General features: G+C 51.6%; 24 protein-coding genes and 1 pseudogene. 10 read left to right on the top strand and 15 right to left on the bottom strand.

What is annotated here, in order from left to right; genetic code table 11:
• Positions 1 to 12: 12 nt before the first annotated feature.
• From ACMHXH_RS06365 to metG, 5 genes are all read right to left on the bottom strand, one after another.
• Entirely contained in the window at positions 13 to 447 is a 435-nt protein-coding gene (locus ACMHXH_RS06365) for a hypothetical protein (protein ID WP_039033959.1), read from the bottom strand.
• An 88-nt stretch (positions 448 to 535) separates the two neighbouring features.
• Positions 536 to 1,069, bottom strand: a complete 534-nt coding sequence (locus tag ACMHXH_RS06360; protein ID WP_039033960.1) for a hypothetical protein — start codon at positions 1,067 to 1,069, stop codon at positions 536 to 538.
• The gene (locus ACMHXH_RS06355) at positions 1,066 to 2,088 is read right to left on the bottom strand and encodes a hypothetical protein (RefSeq protein WP_039033961.1); all 1,023 of its coding nucleotides are present in this window, start codon (positions 2,086 to 2,088) and stop codon (positions 1,066 to 1,068) included. Before ACMHXH_RS06355 ends, ACMHXH_RS06360 begins: the two co-directional genes overlap by 4 nt.
• A 159-nt stretch (positions 2,089 to 2,247) precedes the next feature.
• On the bottom strand, positions 2,248 to 2,673 hold the full coding sequence (locus tag ACMHXH_RS06350) for a hypothetical protein (RefSeq protein ID WP_052248044.1): 426 nt from the start codon (positions 2,671 to 2,673) through the stop codon (positions 2,248 to 2,250).
• 151 nt (positions 2,674 to 2,824) lie between these two features.
• The gene (gene metG, locus ACMHXH_RS06345; protein WP_039033962.1) at positions 2,825 to 4,855 is read right to left on the bottom strand and encodes a methionine--tRNA ligase; all 2,031 of its coding nucleotides are present in this window, start codon (positions 4,853 to 4,855) and stop codon (positions 2,825 to 2,827) included.
• Positions 4,856 to 5,014: 159 nt separating this feature from the next.
• Here metG and apbC point away from each other — a divergent pair, with 159 nt between their 5' ends.
• From apbC to ACMHXH_RS06300, 9 genes are read left to right on the top strand one after another with little or no spacing between them, the layout of a single operon-like run.
• Positions 5,015 to 6,130 (top strand): iron-sulfur cluster carrier protein ApbC, encoded by a 1,116-nt coding sequence (gene apbC, locus ACMHXH_RS06340; RefSeq protein WP_039033963.1) that lies wholly within the window; start codon positions 5,015 to 5,017, stop codon positions 6,128 to 6,130.
• Between the two features lie 12 nt (positions 6,131 to 6,142).
• Positions 6,143 to 6,781, top strand: coding sequence for a uridine kinase (udk, locus tag ACMHXH_RS06335; RefSeq protein WP_039033964.1), 639 nt, complete (start codon positions 6,143 to 6,145; stop codon positions 6,779 to 6,781).
• A 30-nt stretch (positions 6,782 to 6,811) separates the two neighbouring features.
• Positions 6,812 to 7,393, top strand: a complete 582-nt coding sequence (gene dcd / locus ACMHXH_RS06330; protein ID WP_039033965.1) for a dCTP deaminase — start codon at positions 6,812 to 6,814, stop codon at positions 7,391 to 7,393.
• Positions 7,394 to 7,407: 14 nt separating this feature from the next.
• Positions 7,408 to 8,241: an aminodeoxychorismate lyase gene (pabC, locus tag ACMHXH_RS06325; RefSeq protein ID WP_335912445.1), complete on the top strand. Its 834-nt coding sequence runs from the start codon at positions 7,408 to 7,410 to the stop codon at positions 8,239 to 8,241.
• A complete protein-coding gene (mltG, locus tag ACMHXH_RS06320; protein WP_335912444.1) occupies positions 8,238 to 9,245 on the top strand; it encodes an endolytic transglycosylase MltG in 1,008 nt (335 codons plus the stop codon). Before pabC ends, mltG begins: the two co-directional genes overlap by 4 nt.
• Positions 9,245 to 9,877, top strand: coding sequence for a dTMP kinase (gene tmk / locus ACMHXH_RS06315; protein WP_025887713.1), 633 nt, complete (start codon positions 9,245 to 9,247; stop codon positions 9,875 to 9,877). The genes mltG and tmk overlap by 1 nt, the downstream gene beginning before the upstream one ends.
• Before the next feature lie 19 nt (positions 9,878 to 9,896).
• Entirely contained in the window at positions 9,897 to 10,814 is a 918-nt protein-coding gene (gene holB, locus ACMHXH_RS06310) for a DNA polymerase III subunit delta' (RefSeq protein ID WP_335912442.1), read from the top strand.
• A gap of 10 nt (positions 10,815 to 10,824) precedes the next feature.
• Positions 10,825 to 11,151 (top strand): PilZ domain-containing protein, encoded by a 327-nt coding sequence (locus tag ACMHXH_RS06305; protein WP_025011164.1) that lies wholly within the window; start codon positions 10,825 to 10,827, stop codon positions 11,149 to 11,151.
• Positions 11,152 to 11,195: 44 nt separating this feature from the next.
• On the top strand, positions 11,196 to 11,987 hold the full coding sequence (locus tag ACMHXH_RS06300) for a TatD family hydrolase (RefSeq protein ID WP_039034016.1): 792 nt from the start codon (positions 11,196 to 11,198) through the stop codon (positions 11,985 to 11,987).
• Positions 11,988 to 12,089: 102 nt separating this feature from the next.
• Here the strand turns inward: ACMHXH_RS06300 and ACMHXH_RS06295 are convergent, their stop codons facing one another.
• The 4 genes from ACMHXH_RS06295 to sodB all read right to left on the bottom strand — a co-directional run bounded on the left by ACMHXH_RS06295 (position 12,090) and on the right by sodB (position 17,729).
• A complete protein-coding gene (locus ACMHXH_RS06295) occupies positions 12,090 to 13,610 on the bottom strand; it encodes a SpoVR family protein (protein ID WP_039033970.1) in 1,521 nt (506 codons plus the stop codon).
• Positions 13,611 to 13,622: 12 nt separating this feature from the next.
• Positions 13,623 to 14,891 carry a YeaH/YhbH family protein gene (locus ACMHXH_RS06290; protein WP_039033971.1) on the bottom strand — a complete coding sequence of 423 codons (1,269 nt, stop codon included), beginning with the start codon at positions 14,889 to 14,891 and terminating at the stop codon, positions 13,623 to 13,625.
• Between the two features lie 51 nt (positions 14,892 to 14,942).
• Positions 14,943 to 16,877: a PrkA family serine protein kinase gene (locus ACMHXH_RS06285; RefSeq protein WP_039033972.1), complete on the bottom strand. Its 1,935-nt coding sequence runs from the start codon at positions 16,875 to 16,877 to the stop codon at positions 14,943 to 14,945.
• Between the two features lie 267 nt (positions 16,878 to 17,144).
• Entirely contained in the window at positions 17,145 to 17,729 is a 585-nt protein-coding gene (gene sodB / locus ACMHXH_RS06280; RefSeq protein WP_025011619.1) for a superoxide dismutase [Fe], read from the bottom strand.
• 221 nt (positions 17,730 to 17,950) lie between these two features.
• On the opposite strand from sodB, the gene ACMHXH_RS06275 reads away from it, so the two are divergent.
• Entirely contained in the window at positions 17,951 to 18,286 is a 336-nt protein-coding gene (locus ACMHXH_RS06275) for a Grx4 family monothiol glutaredoxin (protein ID WP_039033973.1), read from the top strand.
• Positions 18,287 to 18,605: 319 nt separating this feature from the next.
• Here ACMHXH_RS06275 and gloA read toward each other — a convergent pair whose 3' ends face one another.
• From gloA to ACMHXH_RS06245, 6 genes and pseudogenes are all read right to left on the bottom strand, one after another.
• Positions 18,606 to 19,016, bottom strand: coding sequence for a lactoylglutathione lyase (gloA, locus tag ACMHXH_RS06270; protein ID WP_039033974.1), 411 nt, complete (start codon positions 19,014 to 19,016; stop codon positions 18,606 to 18,608).
• Between the two features lie 363 nt (positions 19,017 to 19,379).
• Positions 19,380 to 20,021 (bottom strand): endonuclease III, encoded by a 642-nt coding sequence (gene nth, locus ACMHXH_RS06265; RefSeq protein ID WP_039033975.1) that lies wholly within the window; start codon positions 20,019 to 20,021, stop codon positions 19,380 to 19,382.
• Positions 20,022 to 20,030: 9 nt separating this feature from the next.
• Positions 20,031 to 20,726, bottom strand: coding sequence for an electron transport complex subunit E (locus tag ACMHXH_RS06260; RefSeq protein ID WP_039033976.1), 696 nt, complete (start codon positions 20,724 to 20,726; stop codon positions 20,031 to 20,033).
• Positions 20,723 to 21,358 carry an electron transport complex subunit RsxG gene (gene rsxG, locus ACMHXH_RS06255; protein ID WP_177192620.1) on the bottom strand — a complete coding sequence of 212 codons (636 nt, stop codon included), beginning with the start codon at positions 21,356 to 21,358 and terminating at the stop codon, positions 20,723 to 20,725. The genes ACMHXH_RS06260 and rsxG overlap by 4 nt, the downstream gene beginning before the upstream one ends.
• A gap of 18 nt (positions 21,359 to 21,376) precedes the next feature.
• A complete protein-coding gene (gene rsxD / locus ACMHXH_RS06250; protein WP_039033978.1) occupies positions 21,377 to 22,429 on the bottom strand; it encodes an electron transport complex subunit RsxD in 1,053 nt (350 codons plus the stop codon).
• Position 22,430: 1 nt separating this feature from the next.
• Positions 22,431 to 22,901, bottom strand: a pseudogene (locus ACMHXH_RS06245) (hypothetical protein); the annotation flags it as partial.

The following is a 22,901-nucleotide window of genomic DNA, read 5'->3' as shown; positions in this document are numbered from 1 at the left end:
TAAACTCCTGGATTAAAGGTTTGGCAATTTATGCAGCAGTTGCAGCAGCTGATATTCTTCATCGCTGGCTTCACCCAAACTCACCTTACGGCGCAAAATCTCAATCGTCTGCTCGCGACTTTGATGATCCTGCTGCCAGCGTTGGTGGGCCTGTTCATTGAGTTGATGTTCATTGTCGGCCTTGAGCCTGTCGAGGGCGATTTCCTGACAGCGCTCCTGATGTTTGAGTTGTGCCTGACGTAATTCGTTGTCGGACAGCTCTATCTCTTTTAATGCTTCGGCTTTTACTCTTTCAGTTTCCGCTCTGGCAGTTTCCAGTTGGTTGTAACTCTGATAAGCACTGACCGCTTCTTTGGCTAGTGCAACGACTTCTGCGCCGCTTAGCTCCGGGGTTTTGCTTTGTGCTTTGGCTGGGGACTTGGTGCCAATACGGCTGGGAGTTTTCATTTGTGTATGCCCTCTGAACTTCAATAGCCCTGATTTAGGTGAATAGGGTTGATGATAGTGAATCGCAAATCTTTAACTAAGCTTGGTGTTACTCAAAAGCGCCGACCAAGCACAAGAGTTGTGCCTTCATTAACTCATCGGTCAGTCTGCTGAGTCGTCTGAGCTCTGGGCACTCACGGCGCGCGGTACTTCTCAGGTGTTGCAACTGTCCAAGAAAGATCTCCAGACTCTGGCGGCGACTCTGCAGCTCTGTGACAAGTTGAGTCGTCAGTTGATTGTCGTGCTGTAATCTGTGTTGCAGCAGTGTCATGCGTTCCTCGGCCTCCATTTGCCAGAGCGTTTGCTCCAGTGCCATCTGTTTGCTGAGGTTTTTGAGTTGATGCTGCAACGTACGTTTTTGAGCTTGCAACTGCTCGGTGACTTCTTTGGCACGCTGCAGCTTAAAATAGGAGTTGAGGCAGTCCAGTACAGAAATGGCGGCATCGACCCACACCAAGACAGGGTTAACCCCTTTGGCGCCGCGCATCAGTTGATAACCTATTCGGCCAGCCTGGTAGAGCCTCGCTTGCCGGGCACTGCCGACTTCCAGGGTCTTACTGGCAAACAGTGAAACAGTTTTCATTGGTTTGGCTCCAACGAGGTTTCAAATTGTGCCTTGAGTGCCGTCATCAACTGCGGCTTGTCGAGTCGCAGCGGGCGCAGGTTCTGGTTCAGAGTGATGTGACGACTAATGCCGGTATCAAGGGGCTGCTCTTTCGCGGCGATGACTTGCAACAGTTCGCTTATGGGCTTTTCAGCGCTCTTGGGCCAACTAGCGTTGCCCTCGACTCGCTCGCTGGTGTTGATAACGGCGCCGCTCAACTGGCACAAGTGGAGTCGACTGGTTGGGGGACTTGCCAGTGCTGAGTCGAGCAGGGGCGGCACTGTGTAATTGGCCTGATATTCGAGCACCGGTGCTTTTAATAGCAGTGTGCCGCGTTTTTCCGAAGTTAATGATGTTTCGCTATCAAGCTCGACCCAGGCATAACGAAGCTCTGTTTCATCGCCGATAATCTCAAGCTGTGGCTGCCAGGCAGTACGCTGCTCCTGCAACATCCTGTGATACTTGGCCGGACAAAGCTGTTGCATCAGCTCGGTTAGCTCCCCTTGATTTTCCAGGCTGGAGGCCAGTCGGCGGTTCAGTCTTTGCTGTTGCAGCACCTGCTGAATATTCCAGTCTGTTTCGTACTCTCTCAAGGTCATCCAGGGTTCGGAGGGGTTGTTTTTCAATAACAGCTGTTCATCGTGGCACCAAACGGGATTGAGTTGTGGATCCATCACATCAAGCCACAGCACAAAGCTCAGCTCAGTCAGTTCACAAGCCAGCGCCATCTGACTCCCTTGTGGGGTTAATTGGCGCAGGTCATCTTCCAGCCAGCCGAGCGCACATAAACGTTCCAGCAGTGGCGTTAGTTGTGAGCTTGTCAGTGCGGTAACTTGCTGGATCTGTTCCTGGGTTACGCCGTATAAGGTAAAAGACTGCAGTAAAAAGCGTGAGACCTTACCCAGGATCTCCAACTGCTGATGACGAAAGCTCAACCGATAACGACGCATGGGCAGCAGAATATTCAAAGGGGCTGGAAGGCTATTTGTATGGGCCACGGTTGGATCTTACTTATCTGTTTAGGCTGGAGGTTTATGTCGTGAAAGACGGCGCAAACCTTAACACGAAAGGTGAGATAAAAAACCAGACATTGAGTGTTTTTTTGAAAAAAATATTAATATATGCAACAGCTTGCATAAAATTGATTCAATATTATTTCAAAGCTTGTCAGCGAGTGTGTTATTGCGCCTACCATGAATCTGTGTCGATAGCAGTTGCCAGTGAGGTGTTAAGTAATCATTGAACATTCGTTCTGCCAAGTGCAGCTTTACTCTTTGCCAAAGACTGGGAGAATTGTTGAGTCGCAGTAAGATTTGCTCCTTGAGCCATTGTTCATCAAAGCCCGCCCATTCACCACAGACGTCGAATAAATTGGGGCCACAAACAGGCGCAACTTCCCGATACAGAATATGCTCCAGTTCTTTTAGGGAATAAGGAGAAAGAGCACATACCCGGATAATGCCGGGGTAGTGCAGAGTGACATCGGTATCGAGAAACAAATCCGACATTGCGCTCCATACCGCTTGGCGGATGGGGAGTTTTGCGGTTTCCTCCAGCATGATATGGAAGGGGGATTCAGCCATAGGATCCTTCCTTTAGGGCTGTTATTTATGCACAGAGGGTAACCAAAGGCATCAGAGACATCAAGTTATCAAGCTCTAATTGCTAATTTAGCTGGGCAGATCCAATAAAAAGGCCACGGAAGTGGCCTTAGGGGGATTTATGGATGTGAGTTTATTTGACTCTCATGCCCGGCTGAGCACCTTCATGGGGCTCAAGGATCCACAGTTCTTTACCACCAGGGCCCGCGGCCAGCACCATGCCCTCAGACAGGCCGAAGCGCATCTTGCGAGGAGCCAGGTTGGCCACCATTACTGTCAGTTTGCCTTCGAGATCTTCCGGCGCATAAGCCGACTTGATACCGGCAAATACCTGACGGGTTTCGCCGCCGAGATCCAGCTGTAATTTGAGCAGCTTGTTGGCTTCAGGGACATGCTCGGCCTTCTTGATAAGCGCAATCCGCAGATCCAGCTTGGCAAAGTCGTCAAACTCTATGGTTGGGCTGATAGGGTCATCCGCTAATGGACCACTGGCCTTGGGGGTGTCTTCGGTTGCTTTGAGGCTTTCCTTGGAGGCTTCCACCATGGCGCTCACCTTATCGAGCTCGATACGTTGCATCATAGGCTTGAATGGATTGATTTGGTGACCGGCCATATCCATTGCCAAGCCGCTCCAGCTGAGTTCCAGCTTGAGGAAGGCTTCAACATCGGCGGCCAAGCGCGGCAGTACCGGCTTAAGATAAGTCACCAGAATACGGAACAAATTCAGCGCCACTGAGCATACCTGATGGGCGCGGGCCAAGGTTTCTTCGTTTTTCACCAATTGCCAAGGAGCTTCATCGGCAACGTAAGCGTTGGCGACATCGGCCAGCGCCATGATTTCACGCATCGCCTTGCCGTATTCGCGACCTTCATAAAGCTCGGCGATCAGCTCCTGTTTGGCCAGGAAGGACTCGGCCAGGCTGTTGTCTTCCACTTTGGCCAGTTTGGCGTCAAAACGCTTGACGATAAAGCCGGCGGTGCGGCTTGCCAGGTTAACCAGCTTACCGACCAGATCCGAGTTGACTCTGGCGGCAAAGTCTTCCAGGTTCAGGTCCAGATCGTCAATGCGGCTGGAGAGCTTGGCGGCATAGTAGTAGCGCAGATATTCAGGATCCAGATGATCCAGGTAAGTACGGGCCTTGATAAAGGTGCCCTTGGACTTGGACATTTTGGCGCCGTTGACAGTGACATAGCCGTGGGCATAGACACTGCTTGGCTGACGGTAGCCGGCGCCTTTGAGCATGGCCGGCCAGAATAGACTATGGAAATAGACTATGTCTTTGCCGATGAAGTGATACACCTCAGCTTTTGAGTCGGCATTCCAGAACTCGTCAAAGTCCAGCTCCGGGCGCTTGTCGCAGAGGTTCTTGAATGAACCCATGTAGCCCACAGGCGCATCGAGCCAAACGTAGAAGTATTTGCCCGGCGCATCGGGGATCTCAAAGCCAAAGTAGGGCGCATCACGGGTGATATCCCATTGCTGCAGGCCTTGCTCGAACCATTCATCCAGCTTGTTGGCCATTTCACTCTGCAATGACCCTGAATGGGTCCACTCTTTGAGCATGGTTTCAAAGGCAGGCAGATCGAAGAAGAAGTGCTCTGTCTCTTTCATGACCGGGGTGGCACCGGATACCGCAGAGCGCGGATTGATCAGCTCGGTTGGGCTGTAGGTGGCGCCACAGGCGTCGCAGTTGTCGCCGTATTGGTCTTCAGACTTACACTTGGGGCAGGTGCCCTTGACGAATCTGTCCGGCAGGAACATGGACTTTTCCGGATCGAACAGCTGGGAAATAGTCTTGCTCTTGATATAGCCGTTATCGCGCAGTTTGAGGTAGATCTCGTTGGCCAGCTGGCGGTTCTCTTCGCTGTGGGTGCTGTGATAATTGTCAAAGGCAATATTGAACTCGGCAAAATCCTGCTGATGCTCTTGATTGACCTTGGCGATCATCTCTTCGGGTTGGATCCCCATCTGCTGGGCCTTGAGCATGATAGGTGTACCGTGGGCATCATCGGCACAGATATAATGACACTCATGGCCACGAAGTTTTTGAAAGCGGGACCAGATATCTGTCTGTATGTACTCGAGCATGTGGCCCAGGTGAATGGGACCGTTGGCATATGGAAGCGCGCTGGTAACAAGGATTTTACGTTGTGTAGTTGCCATCTTTTCTCTGTTAAATCTAGGCCCTGAAAGAATGGCATAGATACTAACCGATTAATCCGGCTTTTTCATCAAAACCTGACATGAGTGGGTTAATTCTACTCTAATAATCGCATCATTATCTGGTACACTTGGCGAAATTTATCAAAAGGGGATTGCGTTTTGTCTTCTGCTTCTCAGGACTATCGTCTCAGTGACGATCTGCTCGGTCCGGTTCTTGCCATTCTCAATGCGTTTCAGGATCCATACCTGGCCCAGGGTTTAGTCGATGCCGGTTGTATTCGTAAGTTGGATTTGGATGGTAAAAGGCTGCTGCTGACCATCTTGTATCCATATCCTTGTCAGACCCAATATCGCGATACTGTGATTGCGCTGACCAATGAGTTGTCCAAGCTCGATGCCATCGACGAGGTGGAGTGCGAGATTGGCTTTGAGCCTTTCAGCTACTCGGCCCTTGGCAATATTGCCCCTATTCCCAACGTGAAGCAGGTGATTGCCGTTGCTTCCGGTAAGGGTGGTGTGGGTAAGTCTACCACAGCGGTTAACCTGGCCTTGGCCCTGGCGGCAGAAGGCGCCCGGGTGGGTATTTTGGATGCCGATATCTATGGTCCCTCCATTCCATTGATGCTGGGGATCCCGACATTCAGACCTGTATCCCCCGATGGCGTGCATATGACAGCCGCCACGGCTCACGGTATCAGCGCCCAGAGTATAGGTTTCATGCTGACCGATGATCAGGCCGCGGTATGGCGTGGTCCAATGGCCGCCGGCGCTTTGGCGCAACTGCTCAATGAAACCCAATGGCCTGAGCTGGATTATCTGATGATTGACATGCCTCCGGGCACAGGGGATATCCAACTTACCCTGTCGCAGAAAGTGCCGGTCAGCGGCGCTGTGATAGTCACAACGCCTCAGGATATCGCCCTGGCCGATGCCAAGAAAGGTATCACCATGTTCCAGAAGGTGAACATCCCCGTCGTCGGTATTGTGGAAAATATGAGTTTCCATCTGTGTCCTGCCTGTGGTCATAAAGAGCATCCTTTCGGTACTCATGGTGGCAGCAAGATAGCCGAGCGTTATCAAGTGCCTTTGCTGGGTGCCTTACCTCTGCATATCAATATCCGTGAGGATATGGATAACGGTGAGCCGACTGTGGTGGCCGCGCCTGAGGGTGAAGTTGCCGGCATTTACCGGGATATCGCCCGCCGTGTGGGTGCCCAACTGGCAAAACAAAAGAATCACAGCGGTATTTCAATCGCAATAGCAGATGATGAGTAAGGTTTTCGCAGCATGAATTCGCCACAGTGTGTCGTTATCGGGATAGCAGGGGCTTCGGCGTCAGGTAAAAGTTTGATCGCCAAGACCATATTTGAAGAGCTATGCCGAGACTTAGGGACAGATCAGATAGGGGTTATCAATGAGGATGCCTACTATCGGGATCAGAGCCATATGTCCATGGAGGAGAGGGTCAAGACCAACTACGACCATCCCAAGGCGTTGGACCATGAACTGCTCAGCACTCACCTGGTAGCGCTCAAGCAGGGGCAAGCAGTGGATATTCCCTGCTATAGCTACGCCGAGCATACCCGCACCAGCGATACCTTGAAGATGACCCCTAAAAAGGTCATCATTCTCGAAGGTATTTTGCTGCTGACCGACCCTAAGCTGCGTGAACTGATGGATGCCAGCGTGTTTATGGATACACCGCTGGATATCTGTCTGCTGCGACGTCTGACTCGTGATGTGGCCGAGCGAGGCCGCACCATGGAGTCTGTTATCAGCCAGTATCAGAAAACGGTAAGACCCATGTTTCTGCAGTTTATCGAACCCTCAAAGCAGTATGCAGACATCATAGTGCCAAAGGGCGGCAAGAACCGGATTGCCACCGATATTCTCAAGGCCAGAATCCAGCATTTGCTGGCGAAATAACCACAAGTATCCAGGGAGCTAGAAGGCGAGATGCGATTAACTGATATCGAAATTGAACAATGTCTGGACGAGGGCAGCATAGTCATAGATCCCCGTCCCGGCATAGAGGCCATCAGTGGCGTGAGTGTTGATGTGCGTCTGGGTAACCAGTTTCGGGTGTTCAAGGATCACACTGCGCCTTATATAGATCTCAGTGGTCCCAAGGCCGAAGTGCAGGCCGCGCTGGATAGGGTGATGAGCGAGCAGATAGATATTGCCGACGGCGATGCTTTCTTTTTGCATCCGGGCGAGCTGGCATTGGCGGTGACCTATGAGAGTGTTCACCTGCCTTCCGACATAGTCGGTTGGCTTGATGGTCGTTCATCACTGGCGCGTCTGGGCTTGATGGTGCACGTAACCGCGCACCGTATCGATCCGGGCTGGCAGGGGCGGATTGTGCTTGAGTTTTACAACAGCGGTAAATTACCGCTGGCACTTCGTCCCATGATGACCATAGGGGCACTGAACTTTGAGCGCCTGTCTCGTCCTGTGGCCAGACCCTACAATACCCGCAAGAACGCCAAGTATCGCGATCAGCAGGATGCGGTCGCCAGTCGGATCAGCCAGGACTGAGCCCTGGATTGCGCATGAGTGGTGTCTGGGTTCAGGGAAAAGAGCAGGATAGCGTCTGCGTTCGCGATCGAGGCTTTACCTATGGTGATGGCCTGTTTGCAACCATGGCGGTAGATGGTAAGGGACAGATAGCCTTTCTGAATGAACATCTTGCCCGCTTGACTCAGGGGGCGCTGCGTTTGGGTTTTGTCTGGCAGGCATCGGATGCCTTGCGCTCAAGCCTCAAGCGTATCGCCGCCGCCAATCCCCATAGCTGCCTTAAGTTGCAGCTCACCCGGGGAGAGGGGGGACGTGGTTATACGCCGCCGGCAGACGCTTTAGTCACCGAAGTCATCAGCCTGGCGCCATTGCCGGCGCATTACCCAGATTGGCAGCAAAAAGGGATTGCCCTCAAGACCTCATCCATCAGGCTTGGCAAACAGCCTAGGCTTGCCGGCATTAAACACCTCAACCGTCTGGAACAGGTGCTTATCAAGACGCAGTTATTGCCTGAAGGTTTTGATGATTGGCTGGTACTGGACTGCGACGATTTACTGCTCGAATCCTCGATGGCCAATCTGTTTCTGCTACTACCTAATGAGCAAGGTAAACTGACGGCATATTCACCGGCCATGAATTACTCTGGTGTCTCCGGAGTGATGCGACAGCAGTTGATTGTGGCCTTGCTCGACCAGGGCATAGATGTGCAGCTGTGCCCTATCAACACAGAGATGCTGCAACGGGCGCGGCACCTCTTTATCAGTAACAGTCTGTTGGGTTTGGTCGATGTTATTGCTGTGGATCAGCAAAGCTTTGAACTCTGGCCCGGCAGCACACCTCTTCGCAAGGCACTTGCTATCCAATTATGAAAAAATGCTTAGTTGCGGCCCTGGCCTTTGTGTTTACCCTGATGACTTTGGCGTTGGGTGTCGGTTTTTGGGGTTATAGCGAACTCAACCGCTTTGCGGCCACCGAGCTTAAGCTGGATGAACCCAGAGAGCTGCTGCTGAAACGAGGCACCTCCTTTTACCAGTTGGGGCAAGAGTTGCAAAATCAGCAGCTGTTGGAGTTTGACTGGCACTGGAAGCTCTGGGGTAAGCTATACCCGCAGATGACCGCCATTCGCAGCGGTCTTTACCAGATTGAACCCGGCGACACACCTGTGTCTTTGCTGGAGCGGCTGGTGGCCGGTGACGAGAAGACCTTTACCCTGACGCTGGTAGAGGGCAAGACAATTCGTGAGTGGCAAGCGTATCTGCAGACCCTGGCGCATCTAAAAGTCAGCGACGAGCCGTTTATCGATGTGCTCGAAGCCCAAGGGGATAGCAGCGGCTTGCCGGAAGGCAAATTTTTCCCGGATACCTATCAGTATCGTGCCGGCACAGAGCTCAATACGTTGTTGACCCAAAGCTTTATCAAGATGCAGCAACAACTGGAGAGTATCTGGCAGCAGCGGGATCAGAGTATTCCGCTCAAGAGTCCCTATGAACTCTTGATCCTGGCCTCCATCATAGAAAAGGAAACCGGCCTGGCAGAGGAGCGCGGCAAGATAGCGGCGGTATTTGTCAATCGCTTGAAAAAACGTATGCGTTTGCAGACAGATCCCACAGTCATTTACGGCATGGGTGAGCGCTTTGATGGCAATATCACCCGTAAAGATCTGCGCGAAGAAACGCCATTTAACACCTACCGTATTTTTGGACTGCCGCCGACACCTATTGCCGCGCCCGGGCGGGAAGCCTTGCTGGCGGCCGCACACCCGGAAGCCGTAGAGTACCTCTACTTCGTTTCCCGCAATGACGGCAGTCATGTATTTTCCCGTACACTGGCCGAACATAACCGCGCCGTGAACCAGTATCAGAGAAAGAGATAATGCCACAAAAAGCCACTGCAAAATTTATCGTTATCGAGGGCCTGGAAGGCGCCGGTAAGTCCAGCGCCATCGCATTGGTGCGAGACTTTATCGAAAAACATACCGGTAAGGCACCTGTCTGTACCCGTGAGCCGGGCGGTACCCCGTTGGCGGAGAAGATCCGCGACTTGGTGAAGGTGGCCGATGCAAGCGACCCTCTGTGTGATGAATCTGAATGTCTGCTGCTGTATGCCGCCAGGGCGCAACTGGTGGCCCGAGTGATCAAGCCGGCACTGGCCGAGGGCAGTTGGGTACTCGGCGACAGACACAACCTGTCGTCCCTGGCTTATCAGGGCGGTGGTCGAGGTTTGATGCCATTGGTCAGCGCAGTCAGCGCCGCCACCCTTGGGGATTTTAAACCAGACTTGACCCTATATCTCGACATAGAGCCAAGCCTTGGGCTAACCCGCGCCGCCAACCGTGGTGAGCTGGATCGAATCGAGCAGCAGGAACTGGCCTTCTTTGAACGCACCCGTGCCACCTATCTGAGTCTGGCACAACAGGACGACAGCATAGCGGTTATCGACGCCAGTCAGAGCATGGCCGAAGTACATAAAGATATTCTGGCTGTGTTGCAAACCAAAGATTGGTAAGCACGCGGTATAAGGAGTGATGAAAGTGGACATGCCCTGGTTGAGTGACGCCAAAGCCCGTTTTATGCAGCAACTGCACTCGGCTCAGATGCCTCATGCCTTGCTGCTGGGGCTTTCCCAGGGCTATGGCGGCCTGAAGCTTGCCGAAGAGATAGCCGCGGCGGCCTTGTGCAGCGAACCCACAGCTTGGGGAGAGTGCGGTCATTGCAAGAGCTGCCAACTGCTGCTCGCCGGCAATCATCCCGATTTTCATCTTCTCGAAGCCGATGGTAAACAGATTAAAGTGGATCAGGTGCGGACGCTTTGTCAGGATCTGACCTCCACGGCCCAGCAAGGAGGGCGGCGTGTGACGCTTATCGCCCAAAGCGAGCGCCTCAATCAAGCTGCGGCTAATGCACTGTTGAAAACCCTGGAAGAGCCGGGGCAGGGGACGCTGATTATTCTACAGACCGACAGCACCGCCGGGCTGCTGCCGACCATATCCAGTCGTTGTCAGAGAGTGCAGGTAAAACTGCCGGACAAGAGTGCCATTCAGTCCTGGTTGGCGCAGCAATTGCCGCTGCCGGCCGATGTTACCTGGTGTTTGCCCGTAGTCGGCGGGCCGCTAAAATTGGCAGAGGTTTTGCAATCTGACAGATACCAGACCTTATTGGATTATCGCCGCGATTGGCGCGCCAGTTTGTTAACGGGCCATCTGTGTGCTAGTTTGTTAACAGTAGGTGAGGAACAAATCTCTGATGTACTTAGAGTTTTATACTTGGTGTTACATAGAGAGCTGTTAACCACCGAAGGGGAGGACCCCTTGCTACGGACGCGAATAGCGACCCTGGCTGCCAAGGTGATGGATACCTGTAATCGTCTGAGCCAGATGCCGAGTGTCAACTACTTGGCGCTTTGCCAGAATTATGTCTTAGAATATAAGAGACTGAAAACTTAAAAAGTATCCTATGGTCGATCTGACAGTGAATTTTGACACCCTGCACCAGTTGTATCGTGCTTACATGCCTTTTATTCAGCCGGCGGGCCTGTTTGTGGCAACGACCGAGGGGCATTTCCTCGGTCAGGAGATCCAGATAGGTTATCGTTTGCCGGGCTCCACTCATGTCAATGAGTTTCAGGGGGTCGTGGTGTGGATCAACCCGCTCGGCGCTTCCGGAGGACGGCCGGCCGGAATAGGGGTTAAAATTCTCTCGGATCCCGAATCACACAAGCATCATATCGAAAAACTCCTCTCCAGAGAGCTGGCCTCGGGCGATTTGACCTGCACTATGTAGGGCGCTATCCTTGCCGTCCTTTTCTATTTTGGGTGGATGTTCAAGTGTTAGTTGATTCCCATTGCCATCTCGACCGCCTCAAAGCCGCGCCGGATCCCGACAGTCTCAGTCAGTTGCTCGATGCCGCCAAGGCTCGGGGGGTAGACTATTTTCTTTGCGTCAATGTCCGGCAAAAAGGTTTTGCAGAGATGAAGGCCAAAGTCGCCGGGTTTGAGCAGGTGTTCCTGTCTTCCGGGGTGCATCCTCTGGATGTGAAAGAGGGATTGGATCTCAATGAACTCAAGCGTTATGCCGCCGACCCTAAAGTTGTGGCCATTGGCGAGACAGGGCTGGATTATTTCTATGCTGATGATACCAAGGCCTTGCAGCAACAATGCTTTGAGCAACAAGTGGCGCTGGCAAGAGAAGTGGCCAAGCCTTTGATTGTTCATACCCGGGATGCCAGAGAAGACACCATAGCCATATTGAAGAACGGTGGCGCTGAACAGTGCGGCGGGGTACTGCACTGCTTTACCGAGAACTGGGAAATGGCCAAGGCGGCGATGGATCTGGGCTTTTATATTTCGGTTTCCGGTATCGTCAGCTTTAAAAATGCCGGTGAGCTACGAAGTGTTATCCGTAAAATCCCCAAAGACAGGCTGCTGGTCGAAACCGATTCGCCTTATCTGGCACCCGTGCCTCACCGGGGAAAAGAGAATCAGCCGGCCTTTGTTCGTGATGTCGCCGAGTTTGTTGCCGAGCTCAGAGGTGAGTCCTTTGAAGAGTTGGCCCAATACACCACAGATAACTTTTTTACCTTGTTTAAGGATGCCGCTAAACTAACAGGTAGAAGCTAACTCAATGAAACAGAAAGGCTCTTGCGTATAGCAGGAGCTTCTGTTTTGCGTTGTGAGTAAATGGCCTGTGAGGCAAGGTGGGACAACCTACTCAGATGACGGTCAGATATATTCGCCTTTGTCAGGACAAGAGGCCAGTACTCTGATCTCGCCGTCATCCTCTTTCTGCTCCAGGGTTACATCAAATCCCCACAATCTATGCAGGTGTTTGAGTACTTCCCGGCAACTGTCTGCCAGAGGAATGCCGTTACTGGGGATATACCTCAGTGTCAGCGAGCGATCGCCATTGACCATAACATTGTGTACCTGAATATTGGGCTCATTGTTGGACAGATTATATTGTGAAGACAAAATTTGCCTGATCTCCCGGTATCCCTGTTCATCATGAATGGCAGATACCGACAGATAGTTTTTGCTTTCATCATCGAGTACGCCAAACAACTTGAATTTGCGGATCATGGTGGGGGATAGATACTGGCTGATGAAGCTCTCATCCTTGAAGTTTTCCATGGCAAAATGTAGCGTTTTCAGCCAATCGCTGCCGGCGATATCCGGGAACCAATATCTATCTTCTTCTGTTGGCTGTTCGCAGATACGGCGAATGTCGCAGAACATATTGAATCCCAGGGCATAGGGGTTAATGCCGTTGTAATAAGGGCTGTTGTAGGCGGGCTGAGCCACCACATTGGTGTGACTTTGTAAAAACTCCAACATAAATCTGTCGGTGACCAAGCCTTCGTCATAGAGATGATTGAGCAGGGTGTAATGCCAGAAGGTGGCCCAGCCCTCGTTCATTACCTGGGTTTGACGTTGCGGGTAAAAATACTGCCCCATCTTGCGTACGATACGCACCAGTTCCCGTTGCCAGGGCTCCAGCAATGGAGCATGTTTTTCGATAAAGTAGAGAATGTTTTCCTGTGGCTCTGACGGAAAACGTTTTTGCTGTTTGGCTTCCTCCTTGGTCTGCTGTGAAGGGATGGTGCGCCACAAGTCGTTGACCTGGGTTTGCAGATAGGCCTCGCGCTCTTTCTGGCGCGCCTGCTCTTCACGAAACGAGATTTCTGTTGGGCGCTTGTAGCGGTCGACGCCATAATTCATTAAGGCGTGGCAGGAGTCCAACAAGTTTTCCACCTCATCTATGCCATATTTACGCTCGCATTCACTGATGTATTGCTTGGCAAAGACAAGATAATCAATGATGGAACCGGCATCTGTCCAGGTGCGGAACAGGTAGTTGTTTTTGAAGAAACTGTTGTGGCCAAAGCTGGCGTGAGCTATCACCAAGGCCTGCATGGTGAGGGTGTTTTCTTCCATCAGATAGGCGATACAGGGGTTGGAGTTGATGACTATCTCATAAGCCAGCCCCATCTGGCCGCGCTTATAACCCTGCTCGGTTTCAATAAAACGCTTACCGAAGGACCAGTGAGTGTACCCTATGGGCATCCCAATGCTGGCGTAGGCGTCCATCATCTGCTCGGCGGTGATCACCTCTATCTGATTGGGATAGGTCCCAAGACGATAATGCTCCGCGACCCGGGCGATTTCCTTTTCATAGGTTTCCAGCAGCTCAAAAGTCCATTCAGGCCCGTCGCTCAGTGGCTGGCGTGTTTTCATTTTGCTCATAATCGCTTCCCCTTAAACCGCCTGCTTCTTGAACAATTCGCGGAAGACGGGATAGATATCCTCCGCCTGGCGAATATGTTGTACCGCCATATTATCGAATTGTTTTTGCAGGGTTTCATATTCACGCCAGAGCGTCTGGTGCGCCCTGTTGGTGATTTCTATGTAACTGAAATAGCGTACTACGGGTAGCAGTTGTGTTTCGAGGATCTGATAACAGGTGGGCGAGTCATCGGCCCAGTTGTCGCCATCGGATGCCTGGGCGGCATAGATATTCCATTCATTGGCCGGATAGCGTTCCTGTTGAATTTCGTGCATCAGTTTCAGCGCACTGGAAACTATGGTGCCGCCTGTCTCCTGAGAGTAGAAAAACTCATGTTCATCCACTTCTTTGGCCTGGGTGTGATGACGGATATAGACGACCTCTAGATTCTTGTAAGTGCGGGTTAGAAACAGGTACAACAATATATAAAAGCGTTTGGCCATATCCTTGGTGGCCTGATCCATGGAGCCGGAGACATCCATAAGACAGAACATCACCGCTTGACTGGTGGGCACTTCCCGTTTGGCAAAGTTGTTGTAGCGCAGATCGAAAGTGTCAATAAAGGGCACCTTGGCGATGCGCTGTTTAAGCTCCTCAATCTCCTCTTTGAGTTGCAAAATCCGCTCGGCACTGGCTCCCGGGGTGTTTTCCAGCTCTGCCAGTTCGTTTTCCAGCTCCAGCAGTCGCCGCTTCTTGTCTGCAGACATGGCGGTGCGCCGCGCCAGAGACGATCTCAAAGAACGGACGATATTGATATTGGAGGGCACACCATCATTGGTGTAACCGGCTCGGTAAGTTTGATATTCCACCAGTTTGTTCAGGCGGTTTTTTTGCAGGTTGGGCAACTCAAGATCTTCAAACAAGAGCTCGAGGTATTCATCTTTGGAGATTTGAAATACAAAGTCATCCTGACCCTCGCCTGAGTTCGAGGCATCGCCCTTGCCGCTGCCACCACCGCCGCCCCCCTGAGGCCTGTCTATCTTGTCGCCGCGGGTAAATTGGTCGTTGCCCGGATGCACTCGCTCACGCACGCCGCCAGGGCCTTGATGGAACACGGGCTCGCTGATGTCTTTGGTGGGGATACTGATCTTTTCTCCCTTGTCGACATCTGTGACGCTGCGGTGAGTGACGGCATCACTGACCGCTTTTTTAATTTGTTGTTTATAGCGGTTAATAAACCGCTGACGGTTAACCGTGCTCTTTCCTTTGGCATTCAACCGCCTGTCGATAAAGTTCGCCATACGCACCTCCCAAAGCAAATACCGGGGCCCGAAGGCCCCGAAAGGGCACAGCTATGAAGACTTACGTACCCGTAAGTACCACTCGGACAACAGGCGCACCTGTTTCTTGGTGTAGCCTTTCTCCATCATACGATTGACGAAATCATCATGTTTGCGCTGATCGTCTGTGGAGGTCTTGGCGTTGAAAGATATGACTGGCAGGAGATCTTCCGTATTTGAGAACATCTTTTTCTCGATCACGGTTCTGAGTTTCTCATAGCTGGTCCATTGCGGGTTGTTGCCATCGTTATTGGCCCTGGCCCTGAGCACAAAGTTGACTATCTCATTGCGGAAGTCTTTGGGATTACTTATCCCGGCCGGCTTTTCTATTTTCTCCAATTCGGCGTTGAGTGCGGCCCGGTCAAACAGTTGGCCGGTTTCCGGATCTCTGTACTCCTGATCCTGGATCCAGAAGTCGGCATAGGTGACATAACGGTCGAAGATGTTCTGACCATATTCCGAGTAAGATTCCAGATAAGCGGTCTGGATCTCCTTGCCGATAAACTCAACATATTTAGGGATCAGATAGCCCTTCAGAAACTCCATATACCTTTCTGCGGTATCGGAAGGGAACTGCTCTTGCTCTATCTGCCGCTCCAGCACATAGAAGAGGTGCACTGGGTTGGCGGCAATTTCAGAATGGTCGAAGTTAAAGACCTTGGAGAGGATCTTGAACGCGAAGCGGGTCGATAGTCCGTGCATACCCTCATCGACCCCGGCATAGTCACGATATTCCTGGTAAGACTTGGCCTTGGGGTCGGTATCCTTGAGGCTTTCACCGTCATAGACCCGCATCTTGGAGTAGACGGAGGAGTTCTCCGGGGTCTTGATCCTTGAGAGCACGCTGAATTGAGCCAAGGTCTCCAGTGTGCCTGGGGCACAGGGCGCCTTGGTCAGTTCTGAATTGGCGATAAGCTTGCGGTAAATCTGCATCTCTTCCGACACCCGCAGGCAGTAGGGCACCTTAACGATATAAACACGGTCGAGGAAGGCTTCATTGTTTTTATTATTTTTAAAGCTGCTCCATTCAGACTCGTTGGAGTGAGCCAGAATAATGCCGTTAAAGGGCAGGGCCGATAAACCTTCGGTACCGTTATAGTTTCCTTCCTGAGTGGCGGTCAGCAGTGGGTGCAGCACCTTGATCGGTGCCTTGAACATCTCCACAAACTCCATCAAGCCTTGGTTGGCACGGCACAATGCTCCTGAATAGGAATAAGCATCAGCATCATTCTGGGCAAAGTGCTCCAGTTGGCGAATGTCGACCTTGCCCACCAGAGAAGAGATGTCCTGGTTGTTGTCATCTCCTGGCTCAGTTTTGGCGATGGCAATTTGATCCAGCACCGAAGGAAACACTTTGACGACTCGGAAGCGAGAGATATCGCCGCCAAATTCATGCAGGCGTTTGACCGCCCAAGGCGACATGATACTGCGCAGATAACGGGTCGGGATCTGGTACTCTTCCTGCAGCAACTTGCCATCTTCCTCGGCATCAAACAGGCAGAAAGGGTGGTCGTTGACCGGACTTCTGACTCCATCGGCGCTGAGAATATAGATGGGCACTTGTTGCATCAAGGCCTTGAGCTTCTCTGCCAGCGAAGATTTACCGCCACCGACAGGTCCCAGCAGGTAAAGGATCTGCTTGGATTCTTCCAGCCCTTGGGCCGAGTGTTTAAGGTAAGAGACTATCTGCTCTATGGCATCTTCCATGCCGTAGAAGTCTTTAAACGCGGGATAGCGAGAGATTAAGCGGTTGGAAAATATCCGGCTCAGAACCTGATTTTTGGAAGTGTCGATCACTTCCGGCTCACCGATGGCGATTAGCAGTCTTTCTGCTGCCGAAGCGTAGGCGCTGCGATCTTGCTTACAGATTTCGAGAAACTCCTGTAATGTGTATTCTTCATCGAGTTTCTTCTCATAGCGCTGTTGGTAGTGCTCAAATATGCCCATGTTAAACCCCCTGAAACGCCAAATATGTCTGGGAAGGGAACTGTCTTTGGCAGTCACCTATCATTAATCTTAGACACTAATTTGTGTTGCATGTCAAAAAAAACATAAATAAAAACAAAGGCAAATAGTTGCAAAAGCAATAGTTGCACTTGTGGCGTAAAGGAGCGTTATGAGCTTACGATGGTTGGATTTGTCGGTGAGGAAGTGTTTGTGAACCATAAAAAAGGAGCCATCAGGCTCCTTTTTAGTGACTCAGTTTGATAAGAATTAACCGGCGAAGTTTTGGTTAACAAAATCCCAGTTAAGCAACTGCCAGAAGTGCGCCATGTAGTCAGGGCGAACGTTACGGTAGTCGATGTAGTAAGCGTGTTCCCAAACGTCAACGGTCAGCAGTGGGGTTACTGAAGCATCAGTCAGCGGAGTAGCTGCGTTGCTGGTGTTAACGATAGCGACAGTGCCATCCGCCTTTTTCACCAGCCAGGTCCAGCCGCTACCAAAGTTGTTGACCGCGGACTCGGTGAACTGAGTCTTGAAGGCTTCAAAAGAACCGAAAGCAGCATTGATGGCTTCGGCTACAGCACCAGTGGCTTCGCCGCCGCCGTTAGGCGCCAGACAATTCCAGTAAAAAGTGTGGTTCCAAACCTGAGCTGCGTTGTTGAAAATACCGCCGCTGGAGGTTTTTACTATCTCTTCCAGGGTCTTGCCGGCGAATTCAGTGCCTTCGATCAGACCGTTCAGCTTAACCACGTAAGTGTTGTGGTGCTTACCGTAGTGGTATTCGATGGTTTCCTGAGAAATGTGGGGTTCCAGTGCGTTCTTGGCATATGGTAATGCGGGTAATTCGAAAGCCATTAGTATCTCTCCATGGACTTGGTTTATCATTTTCAGACTTGCTCACTGCCACCTATTGTACCGATAAAATTTGTGAAGTGAATCATTGTTTGAGTGATTGAGCAGATTGACATCATTGAAAAATCAAATGGCTAAATAACCTTACAAATAGTGTGATTTTGTTCTGCGTTTCTCTCGCGTACAATAGCGAATCAAATATAGTGTCGTACTCAGGAACGTAAATGGAAACTGTTGAAAAAATTAAGCAGCAAATTGCTGAAAACCCCATCATCCTTTACATGAAAGGTTCGCCCAAATTACCCAGCTGCGGTTTTTCCTCTCAGGTGGCTCAGATCATGATCAATATCGGCGAGCAGTTCGCGTTTGTTGATATTCTGCAGCATCCTGATATCCGTGCTGAATTGCCCAAGTATGCCAATTGGCCGACTTTTCCTCAGCTATGGGTAGAAGGTGAGCTGATCGGCGGTTGCGATATCCTGACCGAGATGTACCAAAAAGGGGAGCTACAGACCTTGATCAAGGAAACTGCTGCCAAGTACAAGCAGGATGAAGCCTGAGATTAATCTCAGCGCTTTATAAGCGCATCAGTGCAAGAGGCCGGAGATGTTCCGGCCTTTTCTTTTGTCACACTGAATTCACCTGCTATGGAGGTGAGCGTTTTTCTCGGCTTTACCGTCGCGCTTATGTTAAATACTGCCACCCATTAGCTGATTTTATGAGAGGGGGGCAACAATAAAGCGGTTTGTATGAGAACTGCCCAGAAATATCAGCTGCAAGCAGGCTATAACCCTGGTTGGGCGCAGCTAGCTCAATGCCGTCTTAGGAAGTAGGTCAAAAGCCACCGGCTTTGCCGATGGCTTCTTTACATTTGCGTTGTTAGCCCAAGCCGTTTTCAGCCGAACTCATTTGAATGAGCTCGATTTTGTAACCGTCAGGATCTTCCACAAAAGCGATTTCAGTGCTACCACCGGCCACTGGGCCTGGTGCACGGATAACTTTGCCACCGGCTGCGCTGATAGCTTCACAGCGAGCATAGATATCTTCTTCACCTATGGCGATATGACCAAAGGCATTACCCATATCATATTGCTCTGTACCCCAGTTGTAGGTCAGTTCGATGACGGCCTGACCGCTTGATTCTTCGCCGTAGCCGACAAAGGCCAGAGTGTATTTATATTCAGGATTTTCCGATTGACGCAATAGCTTCATCCCCATGATTTCAGTATAGAAATGGATGCTGCGTTCAAGGTTTCCCACTCTAAGCATGGTATGCAGAACTTGTGACATTACTACCTCTTTTGGTTCTATAGCGGAAACTGAATGAGTTTCCGTAGCGTGGATAATCAAGCAATATTCAGCGAACTGAGAATCTCTCCCAAATGGATTGGCTCTGACCGCTGCGAACTTGATAGCCAGTTCACAAATCCATGAAATAAACATGGTATTTGTGTCTGCTTCATTAATAATGGTGTCAACCCTATCTTAGCTGGATGCAGGAGACAAGCATGACTACAGAATTGAAAATGGCTATTGGATCTACCTTGGTAATTGCAATCGTTTTCGCCGCTATGATTGTACAGATGTTCTGATTGGCGTTGAGTAAGAATACGTAAGACAATGCCGCCTTCGGGCGGCATTGTCGTTTCCGGATCAGTCATCCGGATAGATTTTTTCTTTGAATTCACACAGATCTTCAATCAGACAACTGCCGCAGCGGGGCTTTCTGGCAATGCAGGTATAGCGCCCGTGAAGAATAAGCCAGTGGTGGACGTCAACCTTGAACTCGGCCGGCACCACTTTGAGCAGTTTATCTTCTACTTCCTGAACATTTTTCCCCGGCGCAAAGCGGGTGCGATTGCTGACCCGGAAAATATGAGTGTCGACCGCTATGGTTGGCCAACCAAAGGCGGTGTTGAGCACCACATTGGCCGTCTTACGGCCGACCCCGGGCAGAGACTCCAACGCCTCGCGGTTTTCAGGGACTTCGCCGTTGTACTGCTCGACAAGGATCTTGGACAGTGCCACCACATTGATGGCCTTATTGTTATAAAGCCCTATGGTCTTGATATACTCCTTCAGCCCATCAACCCCAAGGTCTGCGATAGCCTGTGGGGTATTGGCCACCGGAAACAGCTTGTCAGTGGCCTTGTTGACACTGACGTCGGTTGCCTGCGCCGAAAGCGTTACCGCCACCAGTAATTCAAAAGGGCTGGAATAATTCAGCTCTGTCTGGGGATGAGGATTATTGTCCCGCAGGCGTTCGAGTATCGCCCGTCTCTTGTCTTTGTTCACTCAATGACCTCAGTTGACTTTGGTGATCCTGGCGCGTTCCACTGGCGCAGTTTGCTCTCTGGGTTGACGATCGGCGAGTTTCTTGTCGATTGCGTTTTTCAGGGCAATCAGCAGCCCCATACCCAAAAAGGCACCGGGAGGCAACATCGCCAGCAGGAAGGGGGTATCGACTTGCCAAACTTCAATACGCAGGCTCGCAGCCCAAGGCCCAAGAAGCAGATCGGCGCCGTCAAATAGGGTGCCTTGCCCCAGTATTTCCCTGCCGCCACCGAGCACCATCAATACCAAGGTAAAGCCAATACCCATCATCAAGCCGTCAAAGGCGGCATCCATAGGTGAATTACGCGAGGCAAAGGCTTCGGCGCGGCCTATAATGACGCAGTTTGTTACGATAAGCGGCAGGAAAATACCGAGAGACAGGTAGAGGCCGTAGGCGTAGGCATTGATTAGCAACTGCACAGCGGTTACCAGTGCGGCAATGATCATCACAAAGATGGGGATGCGGATCTCTTTGGGGACAAAGTTGCGCACCAGGGATACTGTGGTGTTGGAACCAATTAACACTACTGCGGTAGCGAGTCCAAGCCCCAGGGCGTTGGTAAAGGTAGAGGTCACCGCCAACAGGGGACAGAGTCCCAACATCTGCACCAGTCCGGGGTTATTTTTCCACAAGCCTTGCCAGGCGATATCACGATATAAACTCATTGGCTTGCCTCACATGTCTGTGATTGCGAAAAGAGGGCCTGCTTATTGGCTTCAAAGAAGGCCAGGGTATTTCTTATCGACTTGACGTAAGCCCTGGGGGTAATGGTCGCCCCGGTAAACTGATCGATTTCACCACCGTCTTTTTTCACATGCCAGGCCTTGTCATCACTGCCCTGAAGCTTTCTGCCGATAAAGCTGTCCACCCAATCAGATTTTTTGCGCTCAATCTTGTCACCCAGCCCAGGGGTTTCCTGATGCGACAGGGTACGAACCCCAAGCACAGTGCCGTCAGTCTTGATACCTATGATCAAGCGTATTTCACCATTGTAGCCATCTGGGGCTATGGTTTCGATGGCAATGGCGACTGGCTGGGCATCTTGGGTAGCGATATAGGCCGGCATGGGCTGAGTCGTGCCCAGGGCGTCTCTGTCCTGCAATAGAATGCAGCTTTCCTCGAGCGGATTGTCGTGCAGTTCATTGGGGATGATCTGCTCCAGGGTGCGTTTGAGCTCCAACTTTTGCTGAGCCATAATCGCATCCCGGGTACTGTCATTGACAACCGCCACCACAGCGGTGCATATCAGGGCAAACAGGCCCAAAAGCAGGCCATTTTTCAACATGGATTTTTGCACTGTCTATCTCTCTTGCTATCAATGTCCGGCACGATGGCCATAGGCTCGGGGTTTGACATAGTAGTCGATCAAAGGGGCGCACAGGTTGGCCAGCAGCACCGCAAAAGCAAAGGCGTCAGGGTACCCGCCAAAGCTTCGGATAAGGTAAACCACCAGGCCGATAAGGGCGCCGAAGATCAATCGGCCCCGGTTACTGGCGGGCGCGGTTACAGGATCTGTGGCAATAAAGAAAGCCGCCAGCATGGTGGCGCCACTGAACAGGTGAATAAGCGGGCTGACATGGGTATCTGGCCCAAGCGCATAGGCAAAGCCGCTACAGATAAACAGCGATGCCAATACACCAACACTGATATGCCAGCGGATAAGCTTCATCTTCAACAGCGCCAGGCCGCCGCACAGGTAGGCCAGGTTGACCCAGAACCAGCCACTGTTGATAGTGCCGGCAAAAATCGGTTTTTGCAGGCTCTCGGTGGTGGTCATTCCCATAGAGAGATCCGTCTTCAGCGTATCAAGCGGTGTCGCCATGGTGACACCATCGATACCGAGCTGGAAGTATTCGGCAACGCTGCCTTGGCTGGCGCCGAAAATCACCTGCAAGCTGGTGAGAAAATCCGGAGAGTGCTGGGCAACAGTCGCCGGAGCAACCCAACTGGTCATCTGTACCGGGAAGGCTACCAACAGCAGCACATAGGCGGCCATGGCCGGGTTGAACAGGTTGTTCCCCAAACCGCCATACAGCTGTTTTACCATGATGATGGCAAAACTTGTGCCTATCACCACCATCCACCAAGGGGCGAGCGGCGGTATGGCAATACCGATAAGAACCGCTGTTAGAGCCGCGCTGTTATCCGACAGCGTCGAAAGTACCTTGCGTTTGCGCAACTTGAGGATGGCGGCCTCTGAAATCAAAGCGACCATCACCGCCAGCAGTACCTGAATAAGGCTGCCCCAGCCAAAAAATACACACTGGACTACCAAGCCGGGCAGGGCGCAGAGCAGCACCCTTTGCATCACAGTGCTGGTTTGCAGCGGCCGGCTGACATGGGGGGAGGAGGCTATTTTAAACGCCATATCAATCTTTCTCCTGTGCGCTGAGCGCCTTCTCTTTGGCCTTTTGTTTGGCTTTGGCTACAGCCCTGGCAATACGCGCCTGTTTGCTGTCGTCGTCTGCGGTTTGTCTTGTCGCTTGGCTTGCGACTTGGTTTACTTCGGCGCCTTGCGCTGATCCCACGTCATTATTATCGGTCGCAGTTGATTCAGATGCCGCCGCAGCTTTTTTGGCCTTGGCTTTGGCAACCGCTGCCGCGATACGGGCCTGTTTGCTGTCGTCTGCGGTTTGTTTTGTAGCTTTTGCGACTTGGTTTACTTCGGCGCCTTGCGCTGATCCCACGTCATTATTATCGGTCGCAGTTGATTCAGATGCCGCCGCAGCTTTTTTGGCTTTGGCCTTGGCAACCGCTGCCGCGATACGGGCCTGTTTGCTGTCATCGCTTGCGGTTTGTTTTGTCGCTTGGCTTGCGACTTGGTTTACTTCGGCGCCTTG

This window comes from Shewanella sp. BJSY2023SW001, assembly GCF_047314685.1.
GTDB lineage: Bacteria > Pseudomonadota > Gammaproteobacteria > Enterobacterales > Shewanellaceae > Shewanella > Shewanella indica.
This window is presented reverse-complemented; position numbering and strand designations above follow the sequence as displayed.